A 25,883-nucleotide genomic window follows, 5' to 3' on the forward strand; every position below is an offset into this window, starting at 1 on the left:
GGAGCCCGTGGTGCCCGAGCCCGCCACCGATGTGCAGATCGAACCCGCCGAGCGCAGCCACGCCGGCGAACTGGCCTTCCTGGCCGCCCACGACACCGGGCCGCGCCCGCCCGGGTGGGCGCTCACACCCCGCTCCGTGGTGACCTTCATCGCCGGCAGCGGCGGCGAGCGGCTGCGGCTGCCCGGACCCGTGGAGGGCCTGCCCGACGCGCTGGAGATCCCCGCCAAGTTCGTCGGCGACCGCTCCCTGGTCGAACGCTGCGTCGTCACCCTGGCCGGAGAGCGCGGGCTGCTCCTGGTCGGCGAACCCGGCACCGCCAAGTCCATGCTGTCGGAACTGCTGGCCGCCGCGGTCTGCGGCACCGGCGCGCTCACCGTGCAGGGCACCGCGGGCACCAGCGAGGAGCACCTGCGCTACGGCTGGAACTACGCGCTGCTGCTCGCCAAGGGCCCCGTCCCCGAGGCGCTGGCCCCCTCCCCGGTGCTCACCGCGATGCGCACCGGCCGCGTCGCCCGGGTCGAGGAGGTCACCCGCTGCCTGCCCGAGGTGCAGGACGCCCTGGTGTCGATCCTGTCCGACCGGCGCATGGCGGTCCCCGAACTGGGCGACGAGGGCACCTTCCACGCCCGGCCCGGGTTCAACGTCATCGCCACCGCCAACCTGCGCGACCGCGGGGTGTCGGAGATGAGCGCCGCCCTCAAACGCCGGTTCAACTTCGAGGTGGTGCCCCCCATCGCGGACCCCGCCGCCGAGGTGGCGCTGGTGCGCGACCGGGCCGGGGCCGCCCTGGCCCGCCACGGGCACTCGCTGCCCGTGGACGACGCCGTGCTGGAGGCGCTGGTCACCGCGTTCCGCGACCTGCGCTCGGGCACCTCGGCGGAGGGGTGGCCCGTGGAGCGGCCCACCACCGTGATGAGCACGGCGGAGGCGGTCGGCGTCACCACCTCCCTCGGGCTGCAGAGCGCCTACCTGGGCGTGACCGACCCGCTGTCGCTGCTGCCCGGCTACCTGCTGGGCGCCGTCCGCAAGGACGACCCGGAGGACCAGGGGCGGCTGCTCGCCTACTGGGACTCCACCATCCGCCACCGCGCGGAGAACGGCGCCCGCATGTGGCGCCGCCTGTACGAACTGCGCCACGTGCTGGGGGAGTGAGTTGACCACCTCCGCCGAGGCGCCCGGGGCCGTGCTGGAGGCGCTGGCCGGGTGCGCCGACCCCTTCCTGGTGGGAGTGCGCCACCACTCGCCGGTGCTGGCCGCGGCGGTGCCCGCGCTGCTGGACGCCGCCGACCCCGACGCGCTGTTCGTCGAACTGCCCTGGGAGGCCGGGCCGTGGCTGGAGTGGCTCGCCCACCCGGACACCGAGGCGCCCGTCGCCCTGGTGTTCGGCGCCGCCGACGGGGGCCGGCACGCCTTCTACCCGTTCGCGGACTTCTCCCCGGAGCTGGCCGCCCTGCGCTGGGCCCGTGACCGCGGCGTCCCGGTCCACGCCGTCGACCTGCCGGTCGCGGTGCCCGTCCCCGGGGAGGGGCCGGGCGCCGACACCGGGCTGTCGGGGGCGCTGCTGCGCGCCGCCGGGGTCGACGACGGCGAGGAACTGTGGGACCGCCTGGTGGAGTCCCGCTCCTACGGCGCCGACCCCGAGCGGGTCCGCCGGGCCGCGCTGGCCCTGGGCTGGGCCCACCGGGCCGCCGACCCCGGCGGCCCGGGCCCGCGCGACCGCGCCCGCGAGGCGTGGATGCGCCGCCGCATCGCGGAGGTGGGCGCCGCCCGCCCGGCCGCCGTCGTGGGCTCCTACCACGCCGCCGCCCTCCTGCCCGACCCCGCCCGGGACGCCCTGCGCCGCCTCCTCGCCGCCGGCTCCGCGGACCCCGGCGCCCCCTCCCCGTCCCCGGCGGCCGTGACGTCGGCCTCGCTGGCGGTGCCGGAGAGCCCCGTCGGGCTGCCCGACTCCGGAGAGGTGCCCCTCCCCGCGCCCGGGGAGCAGACCGGCGGTGTCGTCAGCGCCCTCATCCCCTACACCTTCGCCCTCCTGGACTCCCGGTCCGGCTACCCCGCCGGCATCCGCGACCCCGAGTGGCAGCAGGACGTGTACGCGGCGGGCGGCGCGCCCCGGCGGGTGGAGGAGGCCGCGATCCGCCGCCTGGCGGGGATCGGCGCCCGGCTGCGCACCGCCGGCCACGTGTGCGGCGTCCCCGACACCACGGCCGCCTACCGCCTGGCGCGCGACCTCGCGGCTCTGCGCGGCCTGCCCGCGCCGGGCCGCCGCGAGCTGATCGAGGCGCTCACCACCGCGCTGGCCCAGGGCGAGCCGCTGGGGCGCGCCCGCGCCCTGGCCCGCGCCGCCCGCGGCGAGCTCATCGGCCTCCGCCGCGGCCGAGCGGCCCCGGACGCCCCCGCCTCCGGGCTCGGCGTGCACGTCGCCGCCCTGGTCGCCCGGCTGCGCCTGCCCGGCCCCGCCGACGACCGGCGCGAGCTGCGCCTGGACCCCGAGCGCTCCCCGCTGGACCGCGAGCGGCACATCGCCCTACAGCGCGCGTCCGCCGCGGGCGTCGCCTACGCCGACCCGGTGCAGGGCGCCGGCCCCACCACCGACGGCGAGACCCTGGGCCGCACCTGGGAGGCCCGCTGGACCCCCTCCACCGAGGCCACGCTGGAACTGGCCGCCTGCTACGGCACCACCCTGGAGCAGGCCGCCCGCGGCCGCATCGCCGCCCGGCTGCGCGAACACGAGGGCGACCTCACCCCCGGGCTCGCCGGGGACCTGCTCACCCGGGCCGCCGAGTGCGCCCTGCCCGACCTGGTCACCGAACTGGGCGCCCGGATCCTCGACGAGGTGCTGCCCCGGGCCGGCCTGACCGACGCCGTCGCCCTGCATGACCGCGTCCAGCGGATCGCCGCCGGACGCGTCCCCGGCCTGCCCGAGGCCCCCGAGTCCCTGGTGCGGCTGGGCTCGCGGCTGGCCGAGGCCGCCATCGCCTCCGTGCCGGGGATGGCGGGGGCCACCGGCAGGGACGACGCCGTGTCCCTGCTGCGGGTGGTGCGGATGGTCCAGGACCAGGCCGCCCTGCCCGGCGCGGTCGGCCCCCACCGGCTGCTGTGGCAGCTGCGGACGCTGCTCGCCGAGGGCGGTCCGCTGGCCCAGGGCGCGGCCTCGGCCGCCCTGCTCCTGCTCGAGGCCGCCGGGCCCGGGGAGACCGCCGCCCGCCTGGCCGGGTGGGCCGACGACGCCTCCGACGGCACGGCCCTGGCCCGCCGGCTCACCGGCGCCCTGGTGGTGGCCGCCCCGGTGCTGGAGGCCGACCCCGCGCTGCTGGACACCCTCACCGAACGCGTGGAGGGCTGGGACGACGCGGGCTTCCTCGCCCGCCTGCCCGCGCTGCGCGAGGGGTTCGACGCCCTGTCCACCGCGGCCCGCGGCCGTTTCCTGGACGCGGTCACCGAACGCCTGGGCGAGGTGGACACCGACCTTTCCGTGCCCGCGGCCCTGGCCGCCGCCCTGACCGACGCGGACGGTGTCGCCCGCGCCGCCGTGGGCGCCCTCCTCCCGGCCCTCCTCCCCGGCCTCGCCGCCGCGGAGCCCCCCGCCGCCGCGGCGGCCCCCGACCCCCGCCCGCGGGCGGGGACCGGTTCCGGACCGGGCGCCCCGGCCGCGGGGGCGGACGGAGCCCCCGCGGCCGGAACGGCCCCCGGGCCCCGCGCCATCGGCGCCGCCGACCGCTGGCGGCTCGTGCTCGGCCGCGAACCGCACGGCGGGGGCGCCCCCGCGCGGCGGGCGGCCCGCGCCCTGGACGAGCTCTACGGCCACGGCCACGGCGAGGGGTCCCAGGACCCCACCGGCGGCCGCGGCCGCTCCGTGCCCGCCGCCCGGGAGTGGTCCGACGAACTGGAGGCCCTTTTCGGGGCCACCGTGCGCGAGGAGGTCCTGGGCCGGGCGGCCGAACGCGGCCGCACCGACGTCCTCGACCACCTGGACCCCGACACCGTCACCCCCTCGGTCGACCTCCTCGAACAGGTCCTCTCCCTGGCCGGGGCCCTGCCCGAGGCACGCCTGGCCCGGCTGCGCCCCCTGGTCGAACGCATCACCGGCCGGCTCACCGCCGAGCTCGCCCGCCGCCTGCGCCCCGCCCTGACCGGCCTGTCCGTGCCCCGGCCCACCCGCCGCCGGGGCGGCCGCCTGGACCTGGGCCGCACCGTCCGCGCCAACCTGCACACCGTCCGCCCCGGACCGGACGGGCCGCTGCTGCTCCCCGAACGGCCGGTGTTCGCCACCCGGGCCCGGCGCAGCGCCGACTGGCACGTGCACATCGTCGTGGACGTCTCCGGGTCCATGGAGCGCTCGACGATCCACGCCGCCCTGGTCGCCGCGATCCTGCACGGCCTGCCCGCGCTGAGCGTCTCCCTGACCGCGTTCTCCACCGAGGTCATCGACCTCACCGACCGGGTCCACGACCCCCTGGCCCTGCTGCTGGAGGTCTCGGTGGGCGGCGGCACCGACATCGGCGCGGCCCTGGCGCACACCCGCTCCGCGGTGCGCGTTCCCGGCCGCACCATCGTCGCCCTCATCACCGACTTCGAGGAGGGCGGGAGCCTCGGCCGCACCCTGGGCGAGGTCCGGGCCCTGGCCTCCAGCGGGGTCCACCTGCTGGGCCTGGCCGCCCTCGACCACGGCGGCGCGCCCGTGTACAACCGCGCGATCGCCTCCTCCTTCGCCGACGCCGGGATGCCGGTGGCGGCGCTGGGCCCGGAGGAGCTGGCGGCGTGGATCGGTGAGAAGGTGCGCGGTTGACCACCCTGGAAGGACCCACGATGACCGACCGGCCCCGGATCGCCCCCGAACTGCTCGCCGCCCTGGTGGAGGCGGCGCCCGCACGGGTGCGCCGCAAGCTCGACGCCGCGCCCCGCGCCGCAGGGGAGTGGACCTGGACCCGCGGGGACGGGACGTGGACCGTCGCCGCGGGCGGCGAGACCGTCACCCTCACCGGCGCCGACCTCACCGACCCCGGCCAGGCCGTGTGCACCTGCCTGCTCTCCCCGCGCTGCCTGCACCTGCTGTCGGCGGTGTCCCTGCTCGACACCACGGCCGACGACGGACCCGCCGACCCACCGGACGCCTCCGACGGGGAGCCCTCCGGGCCGTCCGCCGGCCACGACCCCCTGGCCGAACCCGTCGAGCCGGACGCCGCCGCCCGCGCCGCCGCCCGCGCGGCCTGGGACGCCGCGGCCCGCGCCCTGGCCCGCGGGGTGCGCGCCACCGGGGCCTCCGGCCGCGCCGAACTGCTGCGCGCCTCCGCCCTGGCGCGCGCCGCCCGCCTGCCCCGCCTGTCCGCCGCCTGCGTCGCCGTGGCGGCCGGACCGCGCGACCACCCCACCCCCGACTTCGACCTGTCCGCCTACACCGCCTCCCTCGCCGCACTGCTCGACCTGGCCTGGCGGCTGGGCGGGGGGCCCGAGGGGGAGCGGCCGGCCCCCACCCGGGCCGACGTCGGGGTCGGCCGGCGCGCCTACACGGAGATCGGGTCGCTGCGCCTGTACGGCCTGGGCTGCGAGCGCGTCGTCACGGCCTCGGGGTACGCGGGCGTGGTCACCCACCTGGTGTCGGTCGCCGACGGAGCGCCCCGGACGTGGAGCGTCTCCGACATCGCGCCCGGAGGCCCCGAACGGGCGGCCGCCGCGCACGGCGCCCGGGTCTCCTTCGGCGGGACCGCGCTGAGCCACCGGGACCTGGGGCGGGCCGCCCTCGTCGCGCAGCGCGTGGGCGCCAGCGCCGACGGCCGGCTCAGCGGGATGTCGGCCACCACGGCCGCCACCGCCGACGCCCCGCCCTGGGACGAGGGGCCCCTCGCGGCGCTGTGGGAGCGCCCGGCGGCCGAGCAGATCGCGGACGCGCTGGCGGCCCTGGCCGCGCCCACCCGCCGCAGCGGCGCCGACCTGGTCTTCACCGAGTTCACCGTGGTCGGGCCGCACCCGGAGGGCGCCGAGGCGACCGCGGGCGGCCGCACCCTCGTCCTGGCCGCCGACGGGGCCCGGGACCCGCTGCGCGCCCGCAACCTGGCCAGGCTCGCCCGGCAGCCGGGAACGGTGCTGCGGGTCATGGCCCGCCCGGTCCTGGAACGCCCGGGCCGCCTGGTGCCGATCACCGCCGACGGCCTGCCGGACCTGCCGCGGGCCCGCCGCGGCCGTGCCGACCTGTCGCTGGACACCCTGCGCTGGGCGGACCCGGAGCCGGCCCCGGACACGGTCCCGGCCGCGCCGGCGCCCCCGCCGCCGACCGCCTCCGACCCGGGGACGGCGGTGCTGGCCCGCGTGCTGAGCCGCCTGGCCGAGGCTGGCCGGGAGGCCGTCCCCGCCGACCCCGGGACGCGGCTGCGCGAGCGCCACCTGCGGACCGGCGCCGACCTGCTCACCGCGCTGGCGGCGGCCGCGCGCGAACGGGTGCGCACGGCGACGGGGGAGTCGGCGGCCCCGCCCCCGGACCGGCTCGCGCTGGCCTGGCTGGCCGCCTCGACCTACCTCACCGCGGTCCGCCACCGCCTGCACACCCTCGCCTGGGACCTGTGACCGGTGCCCGGCCCGGCGGCGCCACCGCCGGGCCGCGGGGGCGGTCGCAGGTCCGCGCCGGGGTCAGGGGCGGCGCCAGGCCAGCGCGGCGGCCCAGACGGCGGTGCCGGTCAGGACCAGCGCCAGGGGCACGTGCACCTGGAGGGGGCCGTAGGTGCCCAGCGCCGCCTGGGGGAAGCCCAACAGCAGCGCCAGCCCGCTGACCAGCGCCAGCGTCCGGGGGACCCCGCCGCCCCGGCCCGCCGAGTTCCAGTACCAGAGCGCCGCCGCCAGCTGGAGCACCGCCATCGTGTGCACCCCGAACGCCCCGTAGTAGTGCAGCGGCAGGGCGGCCGCGTTGAACGTCACCAGCTGGCCCGCCGTCGCCCCCTCCCACAGGATCGCGGCCAGGTGGGCCAGGGCGGCGACGCGCACCGCCCACAGCGGTGCCGGTGTCGCGGTGGTCGTGGTGGTCCTGTCCATGGCGGGCCTCTTCGTCTGTGCTCGGTACGGCCGACCCGCCCATTGTCCCCCCGCAGGGCCCCGCTTCCCCGCCCGGAGACGACACGGACGCCACACGTCCCCGGCCGGGTCCGGCCGCTTCCCGGGCCGCGAATCCCGCTACGATCGGTGCCCATGTCCCGTCTCGACAGCAAGGCCGTGCTCCAGGGCCGCCGCTCCCGCCATTCGATCACCCTGATCCTGGGGATCACCGTCAGCCTCGTCTGCATGGCGGGCATGCTCGTCTACCTGTGGCTCCTGGCCCTGGCGGGCGGCGCGGCCGCGGGCATCGACGGCGCCACCGGGTTCGTCGTCGCGCTCGTCGCCGCGGTCATCCCGGCCGGCATCCTGGTCCCGCTCATCCTCATGCTCGACCGCCTGGAGCCCGAGCCCGGCTGGGTGCTCTTCTTCGCGTTCGTCTGGGGCGCGGGCGTGGCCGTGGTGGCGGCCCTGCTGCTCAACACCTGGGGGTTCGCGGCGATCACCGTCCCGCTGTTCGGCCAGGAGGTGGGCGACTTCCTGGGCACCTCGGCGGTGGCCCCCCTGGTCGAGGAGAGCGCCAAGGGCGTGGTGCTGCTGATCCTGCTGTGGCGGCGCCGCAACGAGATCGACACGTTCACCGACGGCGTCGTCTACGCGGGCATGGTGGCGACCGGGTTCGCCTTCACCGAGAACATCCTGTACTTCCTCAGCGCCTTCTTCGACGGGACCCTGGTCGCCACGTTCGCGATCCGCGGCATCGTCGCCCCGTTCGGGCACCCGCTCTACACCGCGATGATCGGCATCGGCGTCGCCTACGCGGCCATGCGGCCGGGCTTCCTGCGCCTGCTCGCGCCGGTCGTGGGCTGGGTGTTCGCGGTCCTGCTGCACGGCATGTGGAACGCCTCCACCTACTTCGGCTGGACCGGGCTGGGCCTGGCCTACCTCGTGCTGTTCGCCGTGCTGGTGGGGGTCCTGGCGCTGGCCGCCCACGACCGCCGCGGCCAGGTCCAGGCGATCGCCCACTACCTGCCGCCCTACATCCCCACCGGGCTGGTCACCCCGGCCGACATCTCCATGCTCAGCACCCTCAAGGGGCGCCGCCAGGCCCGCGAGTGGGCGGCGCGCAACGCGGGGGCCAAGGGCCGCGAGGCGATGCGCGAGTACCAGCTCGCGGCGACGGAGCTGGCGCTGCTGCACAAGAAGCTGGACGCGGGGCTGCGCCGGGAGGACTGGAAGGTGCGCCGGGACGCGTTCCTGGCCCTCATGCACGTGTCCCGGGACGCGTTCCTGGGCCGCCTCCCCCAGCCGGTGGCGCCGGGCTGGGCGGAGCGGCCCACGGACTCGGGCTTCCTACGCCGCGCGGACTTCGCCCACGTCATCGCCCAGGCGCGGGCTCAGCAGGAGTACTCTCCCCGGCACGGTCGGTGAGGGCGTCCGCCCCGTCCGCCGGGGTCAGGCGGGTGGTGGCGAAGTACAGCCGGGAGATCGCGATCCAGGTCAGCGCCGAGCCCAGCACGTGCAGGACGACCAGGCCCTCGGGCAGGGCCAGCGCGTACTGGACGTAGCCCACGACCCCCTGGCCGACCACCACGGCGATCAGCAGCAGGGAGGCGGTCCTCGCGGGGCGGCCCGCCCCGGTGCGGAACGCCAGCACGGCGGCCAGGACGGCGCAGGCCAGGGTGAGCCAGGCCAGCGCCGAGTGGAGCTTGGTGACGGCCTCCAGCGCGAAGCCCCAGCGCGGCGCGGCGGCGTCGCCGCCGTGCGGGCCGGTGCCGGTGACCACGGTCCCGGCGATCAGCAGCAGGAAGCCGATGACGACCAGGCCGATGCTCAGGGTGTGCAGTATCGGGTTCACGCAGACACGCGGCGTGCCCTCGGGCTCGCGGGAGCGCACGTACAGCGCCACTGTGATGAAGACCATCACCATGGACAGCAGGAAGTGCGCGCCCACGGACGCGGGGTGCAGGTCGGTCCACACGGTGATGCCGCCGACCACGCCCTGGCCCAGGACGCCGAAGGGGACGATCGCGGCCAGGCGCACCAGGTCGCGGCGGCGCTGCGGGGCCCGCAGGAACGCCACGAACGTGATGACGGCCACCGCCAGCACGACGAAGGTCAGCGTCCGGTTGCCGAACTCGATGGCGGCGTTGAGCGCGGCGTGCCCGGTGTCGATCGGCACGAAGCTGTCGGGCGTGCACTTGGGCCACTCCGAGCAGCCCAGCCCCGAGGAGGTCACGCGCACGGTCGCGCCGGTGACGGCGATGCCCGCGTTGGCGGCGATGTTGCCCAGCGACCACAGGCGCAGGGACTTCGCGGTGGGCTCCCAGATGCTGCGGGCCAGCAGGACCAGGGCCAGCACGCCGGCGGCCGCGACGGCGATCTGCCATCCCCACAGGGGGACGCCGAGCAGGGCGATGTCCTCCGCCGCGAGCGGGGCGGGGGTGATCACGGCGGACGCCGCGGAAGCCGGGGAATCAGACATACGACAGAGCGTAGTACACGGCTCCGGGAGTCGTGACGCGCCCCCGCCGACGTGCGCGACCTGCGCCTACGGCGACTGCTCGGAGGTTCCGGAGGAGGCGGAGGTGCGGGTGGAGCCCGCGCTGGCGAGGATGACGCAGCCCACCGCCAGCCACTGCCAGACGGTGAGCATCTCGCCCAGCAGGACCAGGCCGACCAGGGCGGCGGCGGCCGGCTGCAGGCTCATCAGCACGCCGAACACCCGCGGCGGCATCCGGCGCAGGGCGTTGAGCTCCAGGGTGTAGGGGACCACCGACGAGAGCACGCCCACCGCCAGGCCGAACAGCAGCACCCGCCAGTCCAGCAGCGCGGCCCCGCCCTGGGCGATGCCCGCCGGGGCCATCAGCAGCGCGCCCACCACGCCGGCGATCGCCAGCCCCGACGCCCCGTCGAACCGCCGGCCGGTGGCGGCGCTGAGCAGGATGTACCCGGCCCACGACACCGCGGCCAGCACCGCGAACAGGATGCCGAGCGGGTCGAGGGAACCCGACTCCAGGCCCAGGGCCGCCACGCCCAGCCCGGCCAGGCCCGCCCACAGCAGGTCGACGCGGCGGCGCGAGCCCAGGACCGCGATGGCCAGCGGGCCCAGGTACTCGATGGTCACCGCGATGCCCAGGGGGATGCGCGCGAACGCCTGGTAGATGAAGAAGTTCATCGTGGCCAGCGCAACGCCGTAGCCGACCACCACCAGCCAGTCGCCGCGCGTGTACGCCTTCCAGGCGGGGCGCACCACCAGGCCGAGCAGCACGGCGGCGGTCAGCAGCCGCAGCCAGACCACGGCGGCGGGCGGCAGCACCTCGAACAGGTTCTTGGCCACCCCGGCGCCGGTCTGCACCGAGACGATGCCGATGAGCACCAGCCACACGGGCGGCACCGCATCCGCCGCGGTGCGCAGGGAGAACGGTGCCTTCGGTGTGGTCGGGGTGCCCATGGTCATTCATCCTATGTTTTGTGACTCGCGCTCCGGGCGCCCGCCCTCCCGTGCGGCCGCCGCGCCGTCAGGGGCGCGGGCCGGGAAGACCGCCGCCCACAGCAGCAGGCCCCAGGCCACCAGGGACACCGACGGCTGGAGCAGCGTCATCACCAGCCCGTACACCGTCCGCTCCGCCTGGTCGGTGACGGCCTGCGCCCCGATCCACAGGAACGGCAGCGCCGCCGCCAGCAGGTTCACCGCCAGCGCCGCCCAGACCGCTTTCGAGCGGCCCGGCCGCCGCCACAGCAGCAGCGCCCCGCCGACCACGAGCAGGAGCAGGGGCGGCCCGAGCAGGCGCACGGACATGAACCACGGGACTCCGAGGGCTTCCATGCGGGGACCCTACCGAGAACGCCCCGTGTTCCCCGATTCCAGGGGGAACACGAACGAAGGGAGCGAAACGGTATGACATGCTTCCTGATGGACCGTACCCCGCCCACTGGAGCCTGTTCCCCATGTCCCGATCCCGCCGCAGCGACGCCCCCCGAGCCGCAACGGAACGGTACATACCCCACTGGCCGGTGCTGGCCGGCGCCACCGCCCTGGTCCTCATCGCCGCCATCCTCGGCTACGTGGGCGGACTGTTCGCCTCCGACGGCGCGCGCGCCGAGGAGGGGGTGATCGCCGTCTCGGGCGTCCTGGTCCAGCCCGCGGAGCCGGAGGAGTCCCCCGAGCCCTCTCCGGAGCCCTCCGAGGAGCCCACCCACCCCGCGGGCATCGACCCCGAGACCGTCTACGTCCTCCAGAACGTGCACGGCGGCCGCGTCCTGGACGTCGCCCAGGCCGCCACCGGCAACGGCGCCGCGGTCCACCTGTGGGACCGGCACGACCAGGCCAACCAGCAGTGGCGGTTCGCGCCGGTCGAGGGCGGGTTCTACGAGATCACGGGCGTGGGCAGCGGGAAGGTCCTGGAGGTCCCCGCCGACGCGGCCGCCCAGGCCGCGGCCACCCTGCTCACCAGCACCGGGGCGACCAACCAGCACTGGACCGTCGTCGACGCGGGCGGCGGCGTCGTCCGCCTGGTCAACCGGGCCACCGGCCAGGCCCTGGAGGGCCAGGGCGGCGCCCCGGACAACGGGACCCCCGTGGTCCAGGCCCCCGACGGAGGGCACGCCTTCCAGCAGTGGCGGCTCGTCCCCCTGGGCTGAGCACGGCCCCTCCGCCGGTCAGGGCAGCAGCAGCCCGCGCACCGTCTTCCAGCAGGTCTCGTCGGCGGCGTTCAGCAGCCCCAGCACGTCCGGGCCCTGGTCGGGCCGGTAGGGCGTCCCGTCCGGCCGCCGCGACACCCCGCCCGCCTCGGCCAGCAGCAGCGCGCCGGGGGCGTGGTCCCAGGGCAGGGTCCGGTGGAACAGCAGGAAGTCCCGGGAGCCCTCGCACAGCAGCGGGTAGTCGACGGCGGAGCAGTGCGCGCCGCCGTCCACCCCGGCGAACCGCGGCACCGACGCCTCCACGTGCCGCCTGGCCTCCGGGGCCAGGAAGCGGGTGAGCACCGAGCCGCGCAGCCGCCCGGGGTCGGTCGGCGCCGGATCGCGGCGCAGCCGCGTCCCGTCGCGCCAGGCGCCCGCCCCGCGTTCGGCGGCGTAGGCGCGGTCCCACTCGGGCTGCACGATCCACGCCGCGACGGTCTCCCCGGCGTGCACCAGGGCCGCCATCACCCCGTACTCGCGGCGGCCCTCGACGAAGTTGCGGGTCCCGTCCAGCGGGTCCACCAGCCACACCACCGGTTCGGTGCGCAGCGCCTCCACCAGCGAGGGGTCGGCGGCCACCGCCTCCTCGCCCACCACCGGGGCGTCCACCAGCCCCCGCAGCCGGGCCGTGATGACCCGCTCCGCCTCCTGATCGACGACGGTGACCAGCTCGCCGGGGCCCTTCTCCATGACCTCGCCCTCGGACAGCGAGCGGGCCCGGGGCAGGATCACCTCGCGGGCCGCATCGCGCAGGATTCCGGTCACCGCGTCCATGTCGATCATGCCCGCCATCCTAGGACCGGGCCCCGACACGCCTGGTAGCCTGGCCCCGTGTTCCACCCCCGTGCGTAGACCGACACCGGACCGCCGCGCCCTCCGCGCCCGCGGTCCCTCCGGTGTCCACGCACGCCCGCGGCGCCCGCGCGCCGCCGCCCCCTGAGGGAACACACCCATGTCCTCGCCCCACGGGGCCGACTCCTACCGTGCCGTCCTGCGCACGCCCGGAGCGGTCCGCTTCTTCGCGCCCGCCATGCTCGGGCGCCTGTCCTTCGGCCTGCTGGGCCCGGCCCTGATCCTGTCCGTCACCGCCGCGGCCGACTCCTACGCGGTGGTCGGCGCGGCCACCGCCGCCTACGGCGCCGCCGCCACGGCCCTGGCGCCGGCCCGGGCCCGTCTCATCGACCGCCACGGCATGCCGCGCGCCCTGGTCCCGATGGCGGTCCTGGCCGCCGTCGGCCTGCTCGCCCTGGCGTTCCTGACCTGGCGGCCGGGCGCCCCCGCCTGGGCCCTGATCGCCCTGCCCGCGCTCATCGGAGCGGTGATCCCGCCGCTGGGGCCGGTCACCCGCACCCTGTGGAGCCGCCTCTTCCACGACCGCGACGGCCTGCGCCAGCGGGCCTACAGCCTGGACTCGGTCGTGGAGGAGGCGGTCTTCCTCGCCGGTCCGCTGCTGCTGGGCGCGCTGCTGCCGTTCGCGCCGCCCGCGGCCGGCCTGGCCGGGGCCGCCCTCCTGCTGGTGGCCGGGGCCGTCCCGCTGGCGGGCGCGCCCCTGGCCCGGCGGCGGCCGCGGGAGGAGGGGGACCCGGCCCCGGACGGCGGCCCGCCGCCCTGGCGGGCCCTGCTGCCCGTGATGGCGACGGCGGCCGCGCTGGGCCTGACCCTGGGCGCGGCCGGGCTGGTGCACGTCGCCTTCGCCGAGCGCCACGGCGGCGCCGCGCTGCTGGTGTGGTTCGAGGCGGCCCAGACCGCGGGCGGGGTCGTCGGCGGCCTGGCCTACGGGGCCGTGCTGTGGCGGCGGGGGCCGCAGGCCCGTCTCGCCGGACTCGGACTGGGCGTCGGGGCGGCGATGCTCCTGGCCGCGACCGCGTCCGGGCCGCTCACGCTGTGCGCCGTGCTCTTCGCCGCGAGCGTCCTGGCCACCCCGGCGATCACCACCGCCTACCTGGCGGCCGACGCGGCGGCGGGACCGGGGCGGGCGGTCCGGGCAGGCACGTGGGTCAACACCGCCTACAACGCCGGGGCGTCCGCGGGCGGCGCGGCGGCGGGCGTGCTCGTCTCCCTGGTCGCACCCGCCCAGGGCTACCTGGTCGCGGCCCTGCCCCTGGTGGCCGTGCCCCTGCTCGTGGCCGGGGCCGCGGTGCTCACTCCCAGCGGAAGAGGCGGGCGGCCAGCGCCCCGCCGGCGACGGCCCACACCAGGAGGACCGCGAACGAGCCCGCCGAGGGAAGGGAGCCGTCCGCCAGCACCGCCCGCAGCCCCTCGCTCAGAGCGGTGATCGGCAGCGCCGAGGACACCGCCTCCAGCGGGCCGGGGAACGCGCTGACGGGGAAGAGCACCCCGCCCAGCCCCAGCAGCAGGATGTAGACCAGGTTGGCCCCGGCCAGCGTGGCCTCGGCCCGCAGCGTCCCGGCCATCAGCAGCGCCAGCGAGCTGAACGCGGCGGTCGCCAGCAGCACCAGGGCGGCCGCCGCGGCCGCGCCGCCGAACGACACCGCCGGGGTCCAGCCCAGCGCCAGCGCCACGGCGCACAGCACCGCGACCTGGATGACCTGCACGCCCAGCACGGCCAGCGTCTTGGCGGCCAGCAGCCCGAACCGGGACAGCGGGGTGGCGCCCAGCCGCTTGAGCACCCCGTACCGGCGCTCGAACCCGGTGCCGATGGCCAGCCCGGTGAACGACGTCGACATGATCGCCAGCGCCAGGACGCCCGGGGTGAGCGCGTCCACCCGGGGGCCCTCGCCGACGTCCAGGACGGAGGTGAGGCTGAAGCCGACCAGCAGCAGCACGGGGATGACCATGGTCAGCAGGAACTGCTCGCCGTGGCGCAGCATCACCCGCAGTTCCATCCCGGCCTGCGCGGCGACCATCCGCCACATCGGCGCGGCGCCGGGGGCGGGGGCGAACGGGGACGCGGCCCCGTCCGCCGGGCGCGCGGCGCCCGGCGCGGGCGCGGCGGTGCTGGAGATGTGCTCGCTCATGATTCGCGCAGTTCCCTGCCGGTGAGTTCGAGGAAGACGTCTTCGAGGGTACGCCGTCGCACGCGCAGGTCCTCGGCCAGGACGCCGGCGGACGCGCACCAGGCGGTCACCGTGGCGAGGAACTCCGGGCCCAGCGCCCCGGGGTCGTCGGTGCCGATCACGTACTCGCTCCGGCCGCCCGCGCCGCGCGCGGAGGAGATCCGGGTCCCGGCGGGCAGTGCCTCCCGCAGGGCGTCGGCGTCGACGGGGGTGTCGGTGGAGAAGCACACCTCGCGGCGGCCCCCGGCCAGTTCGGCGGGGGTGCCCTCGGCCACGACGGCACCGCGGTCGATGATGACCACGTGGTCGGCGAGGCGCTCGGCCTCCTCCATGTGGTGCGTGGTGAGGATGACGGCCACGCCCGCCTCGCGAAGTTCGGCGACCAGGTCCCAGGTGGCCATCCGCGCCTGGGGGTCCAGCCCCGCGGTGGGCTCGTCGAGGAAGACCAGTTCGGGGCGGCCGACCACGGCGCAGGCCAGCGACAGGCGCTGCTGCTGCCCGCCGGACAGGCGGCGGAACGGGGTGCGCGACACCGAGGTCAGGCCCAGCCGCTCCAGCAGCAGGTCCGGGGACACGGGGGAGGCGTGGAAGGAGGCCATCAGGCGCAGCCACTCGGCCGCGCGGGCCCCGGTGGGCACGCCGCCGGACTGGGGCATGACCCCGACGCGGGGCTTGAGCGCGTCGGCGTCGGAGACCGGGTCCAGGCCCAGCACCCGCACGCTTCCGCCGTCGGCGCGGCGGAAGCCCTCGCAGATCTCGATGGTGCTGGTCTTGCCCGCACCGTTGGGTCCGAGCAGGGCGGTCACCGCGCCCCGGCGCGCCCGGAAGGTGAGGCCGGAGACGGCGGTGGTGGCGCCGTAGCGCTTGACCAGGTCGACGACCTCGACGGCGGCTGTGTCCATGGGCCCAGAGTCTACGTGCGCCCGCGCGAGGCCCTTCACCGCCCCGCGCGCACCGGGGCGGCGGGGCGGCGGCGCGCCCCGCGGGAGGAGCGGAGGGGGTGTCCGCATGATGGGATGGCGGTCTCATTCAGAGAGACGAACGGTCGGAGGTGGGATGACCTGCACTTTTCCCGGGCGGGCCCCGCTGCGGCGAACTCCCAGTTAGGCAAGCCTGACCTTGGTGACGAAGGGCATGAAAGCGGGTTTGCCACGACGGACTGATTTACGCCACACTGATGTTGTCAAAACCAGGAGCAGTCGTCGAGGGGAGGGATCGTCGTGCCCGACGCCGCCAACGTACCCCGCCCCCTGGCCGGGCCCGAACGCGGGGCCGAGACCGGCACCCGCGCGCGCGTGGCCCGGCTCATCCTGGAGCAGGGGCCGATCACCGCCTCCGCCCTGGGCGAGCGGCTCGGCCTGACCCCGGCGGCCATCCGCCGCCACCTCGACAACCTGACCGGCGAGGGCATGGTCGAGGCACGCGACGCCCGGCCCCCGGGCGGCCGACGCGGCAGGGGGCGCCCCGCGCGCGTCTTCGCCATCACCGAGGCCGGTCGCGACGCCTTCGTCCACGCCTACGACGACCTCGCCACCAGCGCGCTCCGCTTCCTCGCGGAGACCGCCGGCCCCGAGGCCGTCGGGGAGTTCGCCCGCAGTCAGGTCGCCGACCTGGAGAGGCGCTACGAGCCGCTGCTCGACGCCGTTCCACCCGAACAGCGCGTCCGGCTGCTGGCCGAGGCCCTGTCCAACGACGGCTACGCCGCCACCGCCGGCCGGGCGCCGGCCCCCGGAGGCGGCGACCAGCTGTGCCAGCACCACTGCCCTGTCGCCCACGTCGCAGCCGAGTTCCCGCAACTCTGCGAGGCCGAGATCGAGGCCTTCGCGCGGCTTCTGGGCACCCCGGTGCGCAGGTTGGCCACCATCGCCCACGGCGACGGTGTGTGCACCACGCACGTCACCCCCAGGGGTGACGACGGGGCGGGCGGGGACGACCACGCCCCCGCGCCCACCAGCGCCCGCCGCACGGCGGGCGGAGGATTGCAACACCACTAGGACGTCTGAGTCCAGGAGGAGTCCGCGCATGACGTCTATCGCGCATCCCGAACTCGAAGGGATCGGTAACTATGAGTACGGCTGGGCCGACTCCGACCAGGCCGGTGCCTCGGCCCGCCGCGGTCTGAACGAAGAGGTCGTCCGCGACATCTCCGCCAAGAAGGACGAGCCGGAGTGGATGACCAAACTCCGCCTCAAGTCGCTGAAGCTCTTCGACAAGAAGCCCATGCCCAACTGGGGCGCGGACCTGTCCAAGATCGACTTCGACAACATCAAGTACTTCGTGCGGTCCACGGAGAAGCAGGCCACCTCCTGGGAGGAGCTGCCCGAGGACATCAAGAACACCTACGACAAGCTGGGCATCCCCGAGGCGGAGAAGCAGCGCCTGGTCGCCGGTGTGGCCGCGCAGTACGAGTCCGAGGTCGTCTACCACCAGATCCGCGAGGACCTGGAGGAGCAGGGCGTCATCTTCCTGGACACCGACACCGCTCTCAAGGAGCACCCGGAGCTGTTCCAGGAGTACTTCGGCACGGTGATCCCGGCCGGCGACAACAAGTTCGCCGCGCTCAACACCGCCGTGTGGAGCGGCGGCTCCTTCATCTACGTGCCCAAGAACGTGCACGTGGAGATCCCGCTCCAGGCCTACTTCCGGATCAACACCGAGAACATGGGCCAGTTCGAGCGGACGCTGATCATCGTCGACGAGGGCGCCTACGTCCACTACGTCGAGGGCTGCACCGCGCCGATCTACAAGTCGGACTCGCTGCACTCCGCGGTCGTCGAGATCATCGTCAAGAAGAACGCCCGCTGCCGGTACACGACCATCCAGAACTGGTCGAACAACGTCTTCAACCTGGTCACCAAGCGCGCCATCGCCGAAGAGGGCGCGACCATGGAGTGGATCGACGGCAACATCGGCTCCCAGGTGACCATGAAGTACCCGGCCGTCTACCTGATGGGCGAGCACGCCAAGGGCGAGACCCTGTCCATCGCCTTCGCGGGCGAGGGCCAGCACCAGGACACCGGTTCCAAGATGGTGCACTGCGCGCCCAACACCTCCTCCACCATCATCTCCAAGTCGGTGGCCCGCGGCGGGGGCCGCGCCTCCTACCGGGGCCTGGTGCAGGTGCAGGAGGGCGCCCACAACGCCAAGTCCTCCGTCAAGTGCGACGCGCTGCTGATCGACACCATCAGCCGCTCGGACACCTACCCCTACAACGACCTGCGCGAGGACGACGCCGAGCTCGCGCACGAGGCGACCGTCTCCAAGGTCAGCGAGGACCAGCTCTTCTACCTGATGAGCCGGGGCATGGACGAGGACGAGGCCATGGCCATGATCGTGCGCGGGTTCGTCGAGCCCATCGCGCGCGAGCTGCCCATGGAGTACGCGCTGGAACTGAACCGGCTGATCGAGCTTCAGATGGAAGGAGCGGTTGGTTAAGTTGACCGGCCCGAGCATCGAACCCAAGGCCCACAGCCACGGCCTCGGGGACATCCCGTTCTCCAAGCTCGCGACCCACGGGTCCTTCGACGTGAACGACTTCCCCGTCCCCAACGGCCGCGAGGAGGAGTGGCGGTTCACCCCGCTGCGCCGCCTCAAGGGCCTGCACGACGGCAGCGCCGTCGCCGACGGCACCGACAAGGTCGACATCGACGCCCCCGAGGGCGTCACCGTCGAGACCGTCGGCCGTGACGACGCCCGTCTGGGCACCGCCGGCATGCCGGCCGACCGCGTCATCGCCCAGGCCTACTCGTCCTTCGAGCAGGCCACGGTGGTGACCGTCGCCCGGGGCGCCGCGCTGGAGCGCCCGGTCACGATCAGGCGCGAGGCCCAGGGGGGCACCCGCTACGACCAGTTCGTCATCGACGTCCAGCCGCTGGCCGAGGCGATCGTCGTCCTGGAGCAGACCGGCACCGGCGTGCGCGCCGGCAGCGTGGACGTCCACGTCGGCGAGGGCGCCCGGCTGACCCTGGTCAGCCTCCAGGACTGGGACCGCGACGCCGTCGACGTCACCCAGCACAACGCCCAGGTCGAGAAGGACGCCACGTTCAAGTCGATCGTCGTCACGCTCGGCGGCGACCTGGTCCGGCTCTCCCCGAAGGTGGCCTACAAGGGGCGCGGCGGCAACGCCGAGCTGCACGGCCTGTACTTCACCGGCGACGACCAGCACCACGAGCACCGCTCGCTCATCGACCACAACATCTCCAACACGCGCTCGCGGGTGGAGTACAAGGGTGCGCTGAGCGGCAAGGGCGCCCACGGTGTGTGGATCGGCGACGTCATCATCGGCGAGGGCACCACCGGCACGGACTCCTACGAGCACAACCGCAACCTCCAGCTCACCGACGACACCCGCGTGGACTCGGTACCGAACCTGGAGATCTTCACCGGTGAGGTGGAGGGCGCCGGCCACGCCGCCGCCAGCGGTCGCCTCGACGACATCCACCTGTTCTACCTGCGTTCGCGCGGCATCCCGGAGGACGAGGCGCGCCGCCTGGTCATCCGCGGCTACTTCCTGGAGCTCATCAACCGCATCCCGGTCGAGGAGCTCGCCGAGGAGATCATGGCCAAGGTCGAGCGGAAGCTGGCCGCGCATGAGTGACGCCGGTCGCTGGGTGAAGGTCGCCGAGCTCGCCGAGATCCCCGAGGAGGGGGTCCTCGGGGTCGAGACCGACGACGAGACGCCCATCGCACTGGTCCGGTCCGAGGGCGAGGTGTTCGCGCTGCGGGACGTGTGCTCGCACGCGGAGGTCCGCCTGTCCGAGGGCGAGGTCGAGGACGGCACCATCGAGTGCTGGCTGCACGGCTCCTGCTTCGACCTGCGCTCGGGGGCGCCGATCAACCCGCCCGCCACCCGGCCGGTCCCCACCTACGACGTGAAGATCGACGGCGACGACGTGCTCGTGTCGTTGGACGAGAAGAATTCCTGAGGCTGAAATGACGAAGTTCGAAATCCGCGGTCTGCGCGCCGACGTCCTGATCGGCGAGGACGAGCGCCGAGAGATCCTCAAGGGCGTCGACCTCACCATCAACTCCGGTGAGACCCACGCCATCATGGGCCCCAACGGCTCGGGCAAGTCCACGCTGGCCTACGCCATCGCCGGGCACCCGCGCTACGAGATCACCGACGGCGAGGTCCTCCTCGACGGCGAGAACATCCTCGACATGAGCGTGGACGAGCGCGCCCGCGCCGGCGTCTTCCTGGCCATGCAGTACCCGGTCGAGGTCCCGGGCGTGTCCATGTCCAACTTCCTGCGCAGCTCCGTCACCGCGGTGCGCGGCGAGGCCCCCAAGCTCCGCCAGTTCTCCAAGGAGCTGCAGGGCGCGATGAAGGACCTGTCCATCGACCCGGCGTTCGCCGCCCGCGGCGTCAACGAGGGCTTCTCCGGCGGCGAGAAGAAGCGCCACGAGATCCTCCAGCTGGAGCTGCTCAAGCCGAAGGTCGCGATCCTGGACGAGACCGACTCCGGCCTGGACGTCGACGCGCTCAAGGTCGTCTCCGAGGGCGTCAACCGCGCCAAGGAGAACAACGACCTGGGCGTCATGCTCATCACGCACTACACCCGGATCCTCAACTACGTGAAGCCGGACCACGTCCACGTCTTCGCCAACGGCCGCATCGCCGAGTCCGGCGGCTCCGAGCTGGCCGACACCCTGGAGGCCGAGGGCTACGAGCGTTTCGTGAAGGCGGGCGCATAACCCATGACCACGGTCCGCGAGTTCGGTGGGGCCCCAGGCCCGCTCGACGTCGCGGCGATCCGGAAGGATTTCCCGATCCTGTCCCGGACCGTCCGCGACGGGCGTCCGCTGGTGTACCTGGATTCCGGGGCGACCTCGCAGAAGCCCCGCCAGGTGCTGGACGCCGAACGTGAGTTCTACGAACGCCACAACGCGGCGGTGCACCGCGGTGCGCACCAGCTCGCGGAGGAGGCGACCGACGCCTACGAGGCGGCGCGGGAGACCATCGCCCGCTTCATCGGCGCCGACGCCGGAGAGGTGGTGTTCACCAAGAACGCCACCGAGGCGGTCAACCTCGTCGCGTACGCGATGGGCAACGCCGCCACGGCGGACGAGGGCCTGCGCCGCTTCCAGGTGGGGCCCGGCGACGAGATCGTCGTGACCGAGATGGAGCACCACGCCAACCTGGTGCCCTGGCAGGAGCTGTGCCGTCGCACCGGGGCCACCCTCCGGTGGTTCCCGGTGACGGACCAGGGCCGGCTGGACCTCTCGGACCTCGACACCCTCGTCGGCGAGCGCACCAGGGTGGTCGCCTTCACGCACCAGTCCAACGTGCTGGGCACCGTCAACCCGGTGGCCGACATCGTCGCCCGGGCCCGCGAGGTGGGGGCCCTGACGGTGCTGGACGCCTGCCAGTCGGTGCCGCACATGCCGGTGGACGTGGCGGAGCTGGGTGTGGACTTCCTGGCCTTCTCCGGGCACAAGATGCTCGGGCCCAACGGCATCGGCGTCCTGTGGGGGCGCCGGGAGCTGCTGGAGGCCATGCCGCCGTTCATCACCGGCGGGTCCATGATCGGCGTGGTCCACATGGAGTACTCCACCTGGGCCGAGCCGCCGCAGCGGTTCGAGGCCGGGGTGCCGATGGCGCCGCAGGCGGTGGCCCTGGCCGCGGCCTGCGACTACCTGTCGGCCGTGGGCATGGACCGCATCGCCGCCCACGAGCACACGCTGGTGGAGTACGCGCTCAAGGCGCTCTCCGACGTCGAGGGGCTGCGCCTCATCGGCCCCGCGGACGCCGTGGACCGCGGCGGCGCGGTGTCCTTCGAGGTGGAGGGCATCCACCCGCACGACCTCGGGCAGGTGCTCGACGACCGCGGGGTGGAGGTCCGGGTGGGGCACCACTGCGCCTGGCCGCTGCACCGCGCCCTGGGCGTGCACTCCACCACGCGCGCGTCGTTCTACCTCTACAACACCACGGAGGACGTGGACGCTCTCGTGGCGGCCGTCAGGGCCGCGCAGGAGTTCTTCGGAACCCGGGGCTAGGGCCCGCGTCCCGCGGACGGGTCCGGGCCCCGCAGACCCCGGACCCGCCCGCGACGGAACGCAGGGCGGAAGAACGACGAGGAAGACCCGCACATGCAGCTGGACGCGATGTACCAGGAGATCATCCTGGACCACTACCGGAACCCGCACCACAAGGGGCTGCGGGATCCGCACAACGCCGAGGCGCACCACATCAACCCCACCTGCGGGGACGAGGTGACGCTCCGGGTGGCGCTGACCCCGGCGCAGGGGGACGGAACGCTGGACGACCGGGCACTGGTCAGCGACGTCTCCTACGAGGGCATGGGCTGTTCGATCAGCCAGGCCAGCACGTCGGTGCTGACCGACCTGCTGATCGGGCGCACGGTGGCCGAGGGGATGCGGACCCTGGAGGCCTTCAACGAGCTCATGCACTCCAAGGGCAAGGGCGAACCCGACGAGGAGGTCCTGGAGGACGCGGTCGCGTTCGCCGGGGTGTCCAAGTACCCGGCCCGGATCAAGTGCGCCCTCCTCGGATGGATGGCGTGGAAGGACGCGGTAGCGCAGTCCCTGGAGAAGGAAGGCGTCTGATGTCAGCGAGCGAGAACGAGACCACGACGACCGAGGCCGCACCGGCCGAGGTCCCGCTGTCCCCCGAGGCCGAGGCGCTCGTCGAGGAGATCGGTGAGGCCCTCAAGGACGTCATCGACCCCGAGCTCGGCGTCAACGTCGTCGACCTGGGGCTGCTGTACGGGGTGAACGCCGACGACTCGGTGATCACCCTGGACATGACCCTCACCAGCGCCGCCTGCCCGCTCACGGACGTGATCGAGGACCAGGCCACCAGCGCGCTGGAGGAGTTCGAGCGCGAGGTCAAGATCAACTGGGTCTGGATGCCGCCGTGGGGTCCGGACAAGATCACGGACGACGGACGCGACCAGCTGCGCATGCTGGGCTTCAACGTCTGATCCGTCCGACGGCCGAACGGGCCGGGCACCCCTCGCGGGGTGCCCGGCCCGTCGCCGTGTCAGCGCGCCTTCTGGGTGACGGCCACACAGGCCAGGACCACGAGGACGGTGGGCAGGGCGCCGACGCCGGGCCGCTCGCCCAGGAGCAGCACCGCCCAGGTCAGGGTGAGCAGGGGCTGGACCAGCTGGATCTGTCCGGCCCGCGCGACGCCGATCAGGCCCATGCCCCGGTACCACGGGACGAACCCGCCGAACTGGCTGACCAGCGAGAGGTAGACCAGCCCGGCCACCGCCGAGGGGGTCGGCGCGGCCGGCTCCAGGACCAGGGCGGCTGCGGTGGCGGGCAGGCTGAGGGGCAGGGTGAGCACCAGGCCCCAGGCGATCACCCGCCAGCCGGGCATCGAGGCCGCCAGGCGGCCGCCTTCGGCGTACCCGTAGGCGCAGGCGAGCAGTGCGCCCGCCAGGAACAGGTCCCCGAGGCCGGGGGAGCCCCCGGTGCGGGCGAGGGTGAACCCGGCCACGGCCGCGGCGCCGACCCCGGCGGCGATCCAGAACGCGGGGGAGTGGCGGGTGCCGCCCAGGAGGGTGGCCAGGACGGCGGTGGTCACCGGGAGCAGGCCGACGACCACGGCGGCGTCGCCCGCGCCCGTGCTCCCCAGCGCCAGTGAGGTCAGCAGCGGGAAGCCCACCACGCAGCCCGCGCCGACCGCCGCCAGGGCGGGCAGCTGCGCGCGGGTGGGCAGCGGCGCGCGGACGGCGGCCAGGCATCCGGCCGCGATCAGCCCGGCGACCGAGGCCCGCAGCACGGCGGTGGTCCACGGGCCGAAGCCCTCCAGGGCCAGGGCGGTGGAGGGGAGGGTGAAGGAGAAGGCGACCACTCCGAGGAGGGCCAGGACGGCGCCGTGCGGAACCGCTACCGGAGAACGGGTGGTAGCGCTATCGTGTGCTTTCATGAACAAGGGTAGCAATGGCCGGGATCTGACCGAGACCCTGCGTCGGGAGTTCGAGCGCTACGCTCCCGGGGAACGGCTGCCCGCCAGCCGGACCCTGGTGGAGCGGCACGGGGTGGGGCCCGTGACCCTCTCCCGGGCGATGGCCCGCCTGGTCGCCGAGGGGCTCGTGGTCACCCGCCCCGGCGCGGGCTCCTTCCGGGCCGGCGAGCCGGTGCGCCGGCCCGTGCGGGACACCTCCTGGCAGGAGGTCGCCCTGGACGCGGTGCCCGAGGCGGGCGGGGTCCCGCGCGGCCCGGACGACTCCGGGTTCCTCGCCACCCTCGCCCCCGCCCCGGCCGGGGTCGTCCCGCTGAACGGCGGCTACCCGCACGCCTCGCTGCGGCCGGACCGGGAGCTGGCCGCCGCCGCGGCCCGGGCCGCCCGCCGCCCCGGCGTGTGGGGGAGCCCGCCGCTGGAGGGGGTGGCGGAGCTGCGCGACTGGTTCGCCCGGGAGATCGACGGGACCTCGCTGGACGCCTCGCACGTGCTGGTCACGGCGGGCGGGCAGAGCGCCCTGTCCACCGCGCTGCGGGCGCTGGCCCGGCCCGGGGCGCCGGTCCTGGTGGAGTCGCCGACCTACCCGGGCCTGCTGGCCATCGCCCGGTCCCTGGGCATGCGCCCGGTGCCGGTCCCGGTGGACCGGGACGGGGTGCGGGTGGAACTGCTGGTCGAGGCGTTCGCCGCCACCGGTGCCCGGGTGCTGGTGTGCCAGCCCCTGTTCCACAACCCGACAGGGGCGGTGCTGGCGCCCGAGCGCCGCGCCGGGGTGCTGCGCGCCGCCCGGGAGGCGGGCGCGTTCGTGGTGGAGGACGACTACGCCCGGCGGCTGGCGCACACCGACGCCCCGCCCCTGCCGCCGCCCCTGATCGCCGACGACCGGCACGGGACGGTGGTGCACGTCCACTCGCTGACCAAGGCGTCCTCGCCCGGGCTGCGGGTGGGAGCCCTGGCGGCGCGCGGGCCGGTGCTGCGCCGGCTGCGCGCCGTCCAGGTGGTGGAGTCCCTCTTCGTCCCCCGGGTCCTCCAGGAGACGGCCCTGGAACTGGTGGGCTCCCCGGCCTGGGGGCGGCACCTGCGGGCGCTGGCCGAGGGGCTGACCCGGCGGCGCACGGCGGTGGCGGCCGCCCTGCTGGAGCGGGCACCGGCCGTGGAGCAGGAGTTCCGGCCGGGCGGCTACCAGGTGTGGGCGCGCCTGCCCGACGGCACCGACGAGGACGCCGTCGCGGAGGCCGCGCAGCGGACCGGGGTGAAGGCGGCGTCCGGCAGGCCGTTCTTCCCCGGGGAGCCGCCCGCGCCGTACCTGCGCCTGGCCTACGCCGGCACCTCGGGGCCGGAGGAGGCCGCCGAGGGGGCGGTCCGGCTGGCGGCGGCCCTGGACGCCGCCCGGGGCCCGGCCTAGAAGGGGCGGCGGGCGCCGGCCGGGTCAGCCAGGGCGTGCACCTCGGCGGCGACCTCCTCGGGGCCCTCGACGGTGCGGCCGAAGGGCAGCCGGACGTCGTGGTCGCCGTCGGGGCCCTCGAAGCGCAGGGTCAGGCCGTAGCGGTCCACGCCCAGGGGGCGGGGCGGGACCGGGGGGACGTCCCCGGGGCAGACCTCGGCCAGCGCGGCGAGCAGGTCCGGGTGGTCCTCCTCCAGGTGGCGCAGCCAGGGGCCCTCCCAGCGGCCCAGCGGGTCCGGCCGGGCCCGGAGGAACTCGTCGTTGCCGAGCAGGTGGCAGCCCTCGGCGTCGGAGTGCACCACCAAGTAGGGGTCCATGGCGACCATGGTGCGGCCGTGGCCGATGTCGAGCAGGCGCTCGTCGGGGTCGTCGCGGATCAGCCGCAGGGCCCGCATGCGCGCCGTCGCCTCGTCCAGCGCGGTGAGGGTGCCGCTGATCCACAGCAGCGAGCGCGTGGGGTCGCGCAGCGCCACCGCGCTGGTGTCCGTGAACTCGACGGTGGCCGCGGTGCGCCCGCGGGACATCTCGTCCAGCAGGTGGTGGCGGTCGGGGAGCAGCAGGCTCACCGTGCCGCCGGGGTGTACGTGGCAGGCCGGGTCGACGAGGTGGAGGGTGCCGCTCTGGGTCGTGACGGTGGCCGGATTGGGCCGGGCCAGGACCGCTCTGGCGCGTTCGGCCGGGGAGGGGGCCGGGTGCCGGGAAGTATGCAGGGGAACCACCTCAACTAGGCTTAGGTAAGGCTAACCTACAAGAACGGTGAGGCGGGAGGAAAGTCCCGGAGGGTAAAAAACC

General features: G+C 75.2%; 23 protein-coding genes and 1 pseudogene. 15 read left to right on the plus strand and 9 right to left on the minus strand.

From position 1 onward, the window contains the following. Window positions 1-10 precede the first annotated feature (10 nt). The 3 genes from ACFVNO_RS22575 to ACFVNO_RS22585 are packed head-to-tail and all read left to right on the plus strand — an operon-like array spanning window position 11 to window position 6,559. Window positions 11-1,153: an AAA family ATPase gene (locus ACFVNO_RS22575; RefSeq protein ID WP_355268632.1), complete on the plus strand. Its 1,143-nt coding sequence runs from the start codon at window positions 11-13 to the stop codon at window positions 1,151-1,153. Window position 1,154: 1 nt separating this feature from the next. Beyond that, window positions 1,155-4,787, plus strand: a complete 3,633-nt coding sequence (locus ACFVNO_RS22580; protein WP_378895511.1) for a DUF5682 family protein — start codon at window positions 1,155-1,157, stop codon at window positions 4,785-4,787. Next, window positions 4,784-6,559: a hypothetical protein gene (locus ACFVNO_RS22585; protein WP_378895512.1), complete on the plus strand. Its 1,776-nt coding sequence runs from the start codon at window positions 4,784-4,786 to the stop codon at window positions 6,557-6,559. The genes ACFVNO_RS22580 and ACFVNO_RS22585 overlap by 4 nt, the downstream gene beginning before the upstream one ends. Window positions 6,560-6,622: 63 nt before the next feature. Here the strand turns inward: ACFVNO_RS22585 and ACFVNO_RS22590 are convergent, their stop codons facing one another. Then, on the minus strand, window positions 6,623-7,021 hold the full coding sequence (locus ACFVNO_RS22590) for a hypothetical protein (protein ID WP_355268626.1): 399 nt from the start codon (window positions 7,019-7,021) through the stop codon (window positions 6,623-6,625). 153 nt (window positions 7,022-7,174) lie between these two features. Here ACFVNO_RS22590 and ACFVNO_RS22595 point away from each other — a divergent pair, with 153 nt between their 5' ends. Continuing rightward, entirely contained in the window at window positions 7,175-8,449 is a 1,275-nt protein-coding gene (locus tag ACFVNO_RS22595; RefSeq protein WP_355268624.1) for a PrsW family intramembrane metalloprotease, read from the plus strand. Here the strand turns inward: ACFVNO_RS22595 and ACFVNO_RS22600 are convergent. The 3 genes from ACFVNO_RS22600 to ACFVNO_RS22610 all read right to left on the minus strand — a co-directional run bounded on the left by ACFVNO_RS22600 (window position 8,397) and on the right by ACFVNO_RS22610 (window position 10,847). Beyond that, window positions 8,397-9,503: a COX15/CtaA family protein gene (locus ACFVNO_RS22600; RefSeq protein WP_355268622.1), complete on the minus strand. Its 1,107-nt coding sequence runs from the start codon at window positions 9,501-9,503 to the stop codon at window positions 8,397-8,399. The genes ACFVNO_RS22595 and ACFVNO_RS22600 overlap by 53 nt on opposite strands. A 66-nt stretch (window positions 9,504-9,569) precedes the next feature. Further along, window positions 9,570-10,472: an EamA family transporter gene (locus ACFVNO_RS22605; RefSeq protein WP_355268670.1), complete on the minus strand. Its 903-nt coding sequence runs from the start codon at window positions 10,470-10,472 to the stop codon at window positions 9,570-9,572. A gap of 6 nt (window positions 10,473-10,478) precedes the next feature. Then, window positions 10,479-10,847, minus strand: coding sequence for a hypothetical protein (locus ACFVNO_RS22610; RefSeq protein WP_355268620.1), 369 nt, complete (start codon window positions 10,845-10,847; stop codon window positions 10,479-10,481). 122 nt (window positions 10,848-10,969) lie between these two features. Here ACFVNO_RS22610 and ACFVNO_RS22615 point away from each other — a divergent pair, with 122 nt between their 5' ends. Further along, complete coding sequence (locus tag ACFVNO_RS22615) at window positions 10,970-11,662, plus strand: RICIN domain-containing protein (protein WP_355268618.1); 693 nt, start codon at window positions 10,970-10,972, stop codon at window positions 11,660-11,662. Between the two features lie 18 nt (window positions 11,663-11,680). On the opposite strand, the gene ACFVNO_RS22620 is transcribed toward ACFVNO_RS22615, so the two are convergent. After that, complete coding sequence (locus tag ACFVNO_RS22620) at window positions 11,681-12,484, minus strand: inositol monophosphatase family protein (RefSeq protein WP_378895514.1); 804 nt, start codon at window positions 12,482-12,484, stop codon at window positions 11,681-11,683. 247 nt (window positions 12,485-12,731) lie between these two features. Between ACFVNO_RS22620 and ACFVNO_RS22625 the strand changes: the two are divergent. Beyond that, window positions 12,732-13,673 (plus strand): annotated as a pseudogene (locus tag ACFVNO_RS22625) (MFS transporter); the annotation flags it as partial. A 169-nt stretch (window positions 13,674-13,842) separates the two neighbouring features. Here ACFVNO_RS22625 and ACFVNO_RS22630 read toward each other — a convergent pair. Both ACFVNO_RS22630 and ACFVNO_RS22635 read right to left on the minus strand, forming a co-directional pair. Beyond that, entirely contained in the window at window positions 13,843-14,679 is an 837-nt protein-coding gene (locus tag ACFVNO_RS22630) for an ABC transporter permease (protein WP_355268614.1), read from the minus strand. Beyond that, window positions 14,676-15,620 (minus strand): ABC transporter ATP-binding protein, encoded by a 945-nt coding sequence (locus tag ACFVNO_RS22635; protein WP_355268612.1) that lies wholly within the window; start codon window positions 15,618-15,620, stop codon window positions 14,676-14,678. The genes ACFVNO_RS22630 and ACFVNO_RS22635 overlap by 4 nt, the downstream gene beginning before the upstream one ends. Window positions 15,621-15,938: 318 nt before the next feature. On the opposite strand from ACFVNO_RS22635, the gene ACFVNO_RS22640 reads away from it, so the two are divergent. The 8 genes from ACFVNO_RS22640 to ACFVNO_RS22675 all read left to right on the plus strand — a co-directional run bounded on the left by ACFVNO_RS22640 (window position 15,939) and on the right by ACFVNO_RS22675 (window position 22,661). Next, window positions 15,939-16,712, plus strand: a complete 774-nt coding sequence (locus tag ACFVNO_RS22640; protein WP_378895517.1) for a helix-turn-helix transcriptional regulator — start codon at window positions 15,939-15,941, stop codon at window positions 16,710-16,712. A gap of 28 nt (window positions 16,713-16,740) precedes the next feature. Continuing rightward, window positions 16,741-18,153, plus strand: coding sequence for a Fe-S cluster assembly protein SufB (gene sufB, locus ACFVNO_RS22645; protein WP_355268609.1), 1,413 nt, complete (start codon window positions 16,741-16,743; stop codon window positions 18,151-18,153). A 1-nt stretch (window position 18,154) separates the two neighbouring features. Beyond that, on the plus strand, window positions 18,155-19,315 hold the full coding sequence (sufD, locus tag ACFVNO_RS22650; RefSeq protein ID WP_355268607.1) for a Fe-S cluster assembly protein SufD: 1,161 nt from the start codon (window positions 18,155-18,157) through the stop codon (window positions 19,313-19,315). Then, complete coding sequence (locus tag ACFVNO_RS22655; RefSeq protein WP_220560080.1) at window positions 19,308-19,643, plus strand: non-heme iron oxygenase ferredoxin subunit; 336 nt, start codon at window positions 19,308-19,310, stop codon at window positions 19,641-19,643. Before sufD ends, ACFVNO_RS22655 begins: the two co-directional genes overlap by 8 nt. A gap of 7 nt (window positions 19,644-19,650) precedes the next feature. Continuing rightward, window positions 19,651-20,412, plus strand: a complete 762-nt coding sequence (gene sufC, locus ACFVNO_RS22660; RefSeq protein ID WP_220560081.1) for a Fe-S cluster assembly ATPase SufC — start codon at window positions 19,651-19,653, stop codon at window positions 20,410-20,412. Between the two features lie 3 nt (window positions 20,413-20,415). Then, window positions 20,416-21,714, plus strand: coding sequence for a cysteine desulfurase (locus ACFVNO_RS22665; RefSeq protein WP_220560082.1), 1,299 nt, complete (start codon window positions 20,416-20,418; stop codon window positions 21,712-21,714). A gap of 93 nt (window positions 21,715-21,807) precedes the next feature. After that, window positions 21,808-22,284, plus strand: coding sequence for a Fe-S cluster assembly sulfur transfer protein SufU (gene sufU, locus ACFVNO_RS22670; RefSeq protein WP_220560083.1), 477 nt, complete (start codon window positions 21,808-21,810; stop codon window positions 22,282-22,284). Beyond that, window positions 22,284-22,661 (plus strand): metal-sulfur cluster assembly factor, encoded by a 378-nt coding sequence (locus ACFVNO_RS22675; protein ID WP_220560084.1) that lies wholly within the window; start codon window positions 22,284-22,286, stop codon window positions 22,659-22,661. Before sufU ends, ACFVNO_RS22675 begins: the two co-directional genes overlap by 1 nt. A gap of 59 nt (window positions 22,662-22,720) precedes the next feature. Here ACFVNO_RS22675 and ACFVNO_RS22680 read toward each other — a convergent pair whose 3' ends face one another. Next, on the minus strand, window positions 22,721-23,614 hold the full coding sequence (locus tag ACFVNO_RS22680; RefSeq protein WP_378895521.1) for a DMT family transporter: 894 nt from the start codon (window positions 23,612-23,614) through the stop codon (window positions 22,721-22,723). On the opposite strand from ACFVNO_RS22680, the gene ACFVNO_RS22685 reads away from it, so the two are divergent. After that, window positions 23,613-25,052 carry a PLP-dependent aminotransferase family protein gene (locus ACFVNO_RS22685; RefSeq protein ID WP_378895523.1) on the plus strand — a complete coding sequence of 480 codons (1,440 nt, stop codon included), beginning with the start codon at window positions 23,613-23,615 and terminating at the stop codon, window positions 25,050-25,052. The genes ACFVNO_RS22680 and ACFVNO_RS22685 overlap by 2 nt on opposite strands. Here the strand turns inward: ACFVNO_RS22685 and ACFVNO_RS22690 are convergent. After that, window positions 25,049-25,810 (minus strand): DUF2470 domain-containing protein, encoded by a 762-nt coding sequence (locus ACFVNO_RS22690; RefSeq protein ID WP_355268597.1) that lies wholly within the window; start codon window positions 25,808-25,810, stop codon window positions 25,049-25,051. The genes ACFVNO_RS22685 and ACFVNO_RS22690 overlap by 4 nt on opposite strands. Window positions 25,811-25,883: the final 73 nt, after the last annotated feature.

Origin of the sequence: Nocardiopsis sp. NPDC057823 (assembly GCF_042797335.1) — a bacterium.
In the GTDB taxonomy this organism is placed as follows: domain Bacteria; phylum Actinomycetota; class Actinomycetes; order Streptosporangiales; family Streptosporangiaceae; genus Nocardiopsis; species Nocardiopsis changdeensis.

Excerpts from the sequence above, each read along its gene's own strand:
- ACFVNO_RS22620 (WP_378895514.1), bottom strand. The coding sequence starts at position 12,484 with ATGATCGACATGGACGCGGTGACCGGAATCCTGCGCGATGCGGCCCGC.
- ACFVNO_RS22610 (WP_355268620.1), bottom strand. The coding sequence starts at position 10,847 with ATGGAAGCCCTCGGAGTCCCGTGGTTCATGTCCGTGCGCCTGCTCGGG.
- sufC (WP_220560081.1), top strand. The coding sequence starts at position 19,651 with ATGACGAAGTTCGAAATCCGCGGTCTGCGCGCCGACGTCCTGATCGGC.
- ACFVNO_RS22615 (WP_355268618.1), top strand. The coding sequence starts at position 10,970 with ATGTCCCGATCCCGCCGCAGCGACGCCCCCCGAGCCGCAACGGAACGG.
- ACFVNO_RS22665 (WP_220560082.1), top strand. The coding sequence starts at position 20,416 with ATGACCACGGTCCGCGAGTTCGGTGGGGCCCCAGGCCCGCTCGACGTC.
- ACFVNO_RS22680 (WP_378895521.1), bottom strand. The coding sequence starts at position 23,614 with ATGAAAGCACACGATAGCGCTACCACCCGTTCTCCGGTAGCGGTTCCG.
- ACFVNO_RS22600 (WP_355268622.1), bottom strand. The coding sequence starts at position 9,503 with ATGTCTGATTCCCCGGCTTCCGCGGCGTCCGCCGTGATCACCCCCGCC.
- ACFVNO_RS22595 (WP_355268624.1), top strand. The coding sequence starts at position 7,175 with ATGTCCCGTCTCGACAGCAAGGCCGTGCTCCAGGGCCGCCGCTCCCGC.
- ACFVNO_RS22655 (WP_220560080.1), top strand. The coding sequence starts at position 19,308 with ATGAGTGACGCCGGTCGCTGGGTGAAGGTCGCCGAGCTCGCCGAGATC.
- ACFVNO_RS22675 (WP_220560084.1), top strand. The coding sequence starts at position 22,284 with ATGTCAGCGAGCGAGAACGAGACCACGACGACCGAGGCCGCACCGGCC.
- ACFVNO_RS22685 (WP_378895523.1), top strand. The coding sequence starts at position 23,613 with ATGAACAAGGGTAGCAATGGCCGGGATCTGACCGAGACCCTGCGTCGG.
- ACFVNO_RS22590 (WP_355268626.1), bottom strand. The coding sequence starts at position 7,021 with ATGGACAGGACCACCACGACCACCGCGACACCGGCACCGCTGTGGGCG.
- ACFVNO_RS22630 (WP_355268614.1), bottom strand. The coding sequence starts at position 14,679 with ATGAGCGAGCACATCTCCAGCACCGCCGCGCCCGCGCCGGGCGCCGCG.
- sufU (WP_220560083.1), top strand. The coding sequence starts at position 21,808 with ATGCAGCTGGACGCGATGTACCAGGAGATCATCCTGGACCACTACCGG.
- ACFVNO_RS22635 (WP_355268612.1), bottom strand. The coding sequence starts at position 15,620 with ATGGACACAGCCGCCGTCGAGGTCGTCGACCTGGTCAAGCGCTACGGC.
- sufB (WP_355268609.1), top strand. The coding sequence starts at position 16,741 with ATGACGTCTATCGCGCATCCCGAACTCGAAGGGATCGGTAACTATGAG.
- ACFVNO_RS22605 (WP_355268670.1), bottom strand. The coding sequence starts at position 10,472 with ATGGGCACCCCGACCACACCGAAGGCACCGTTCTCCCTGCGCACCGCG.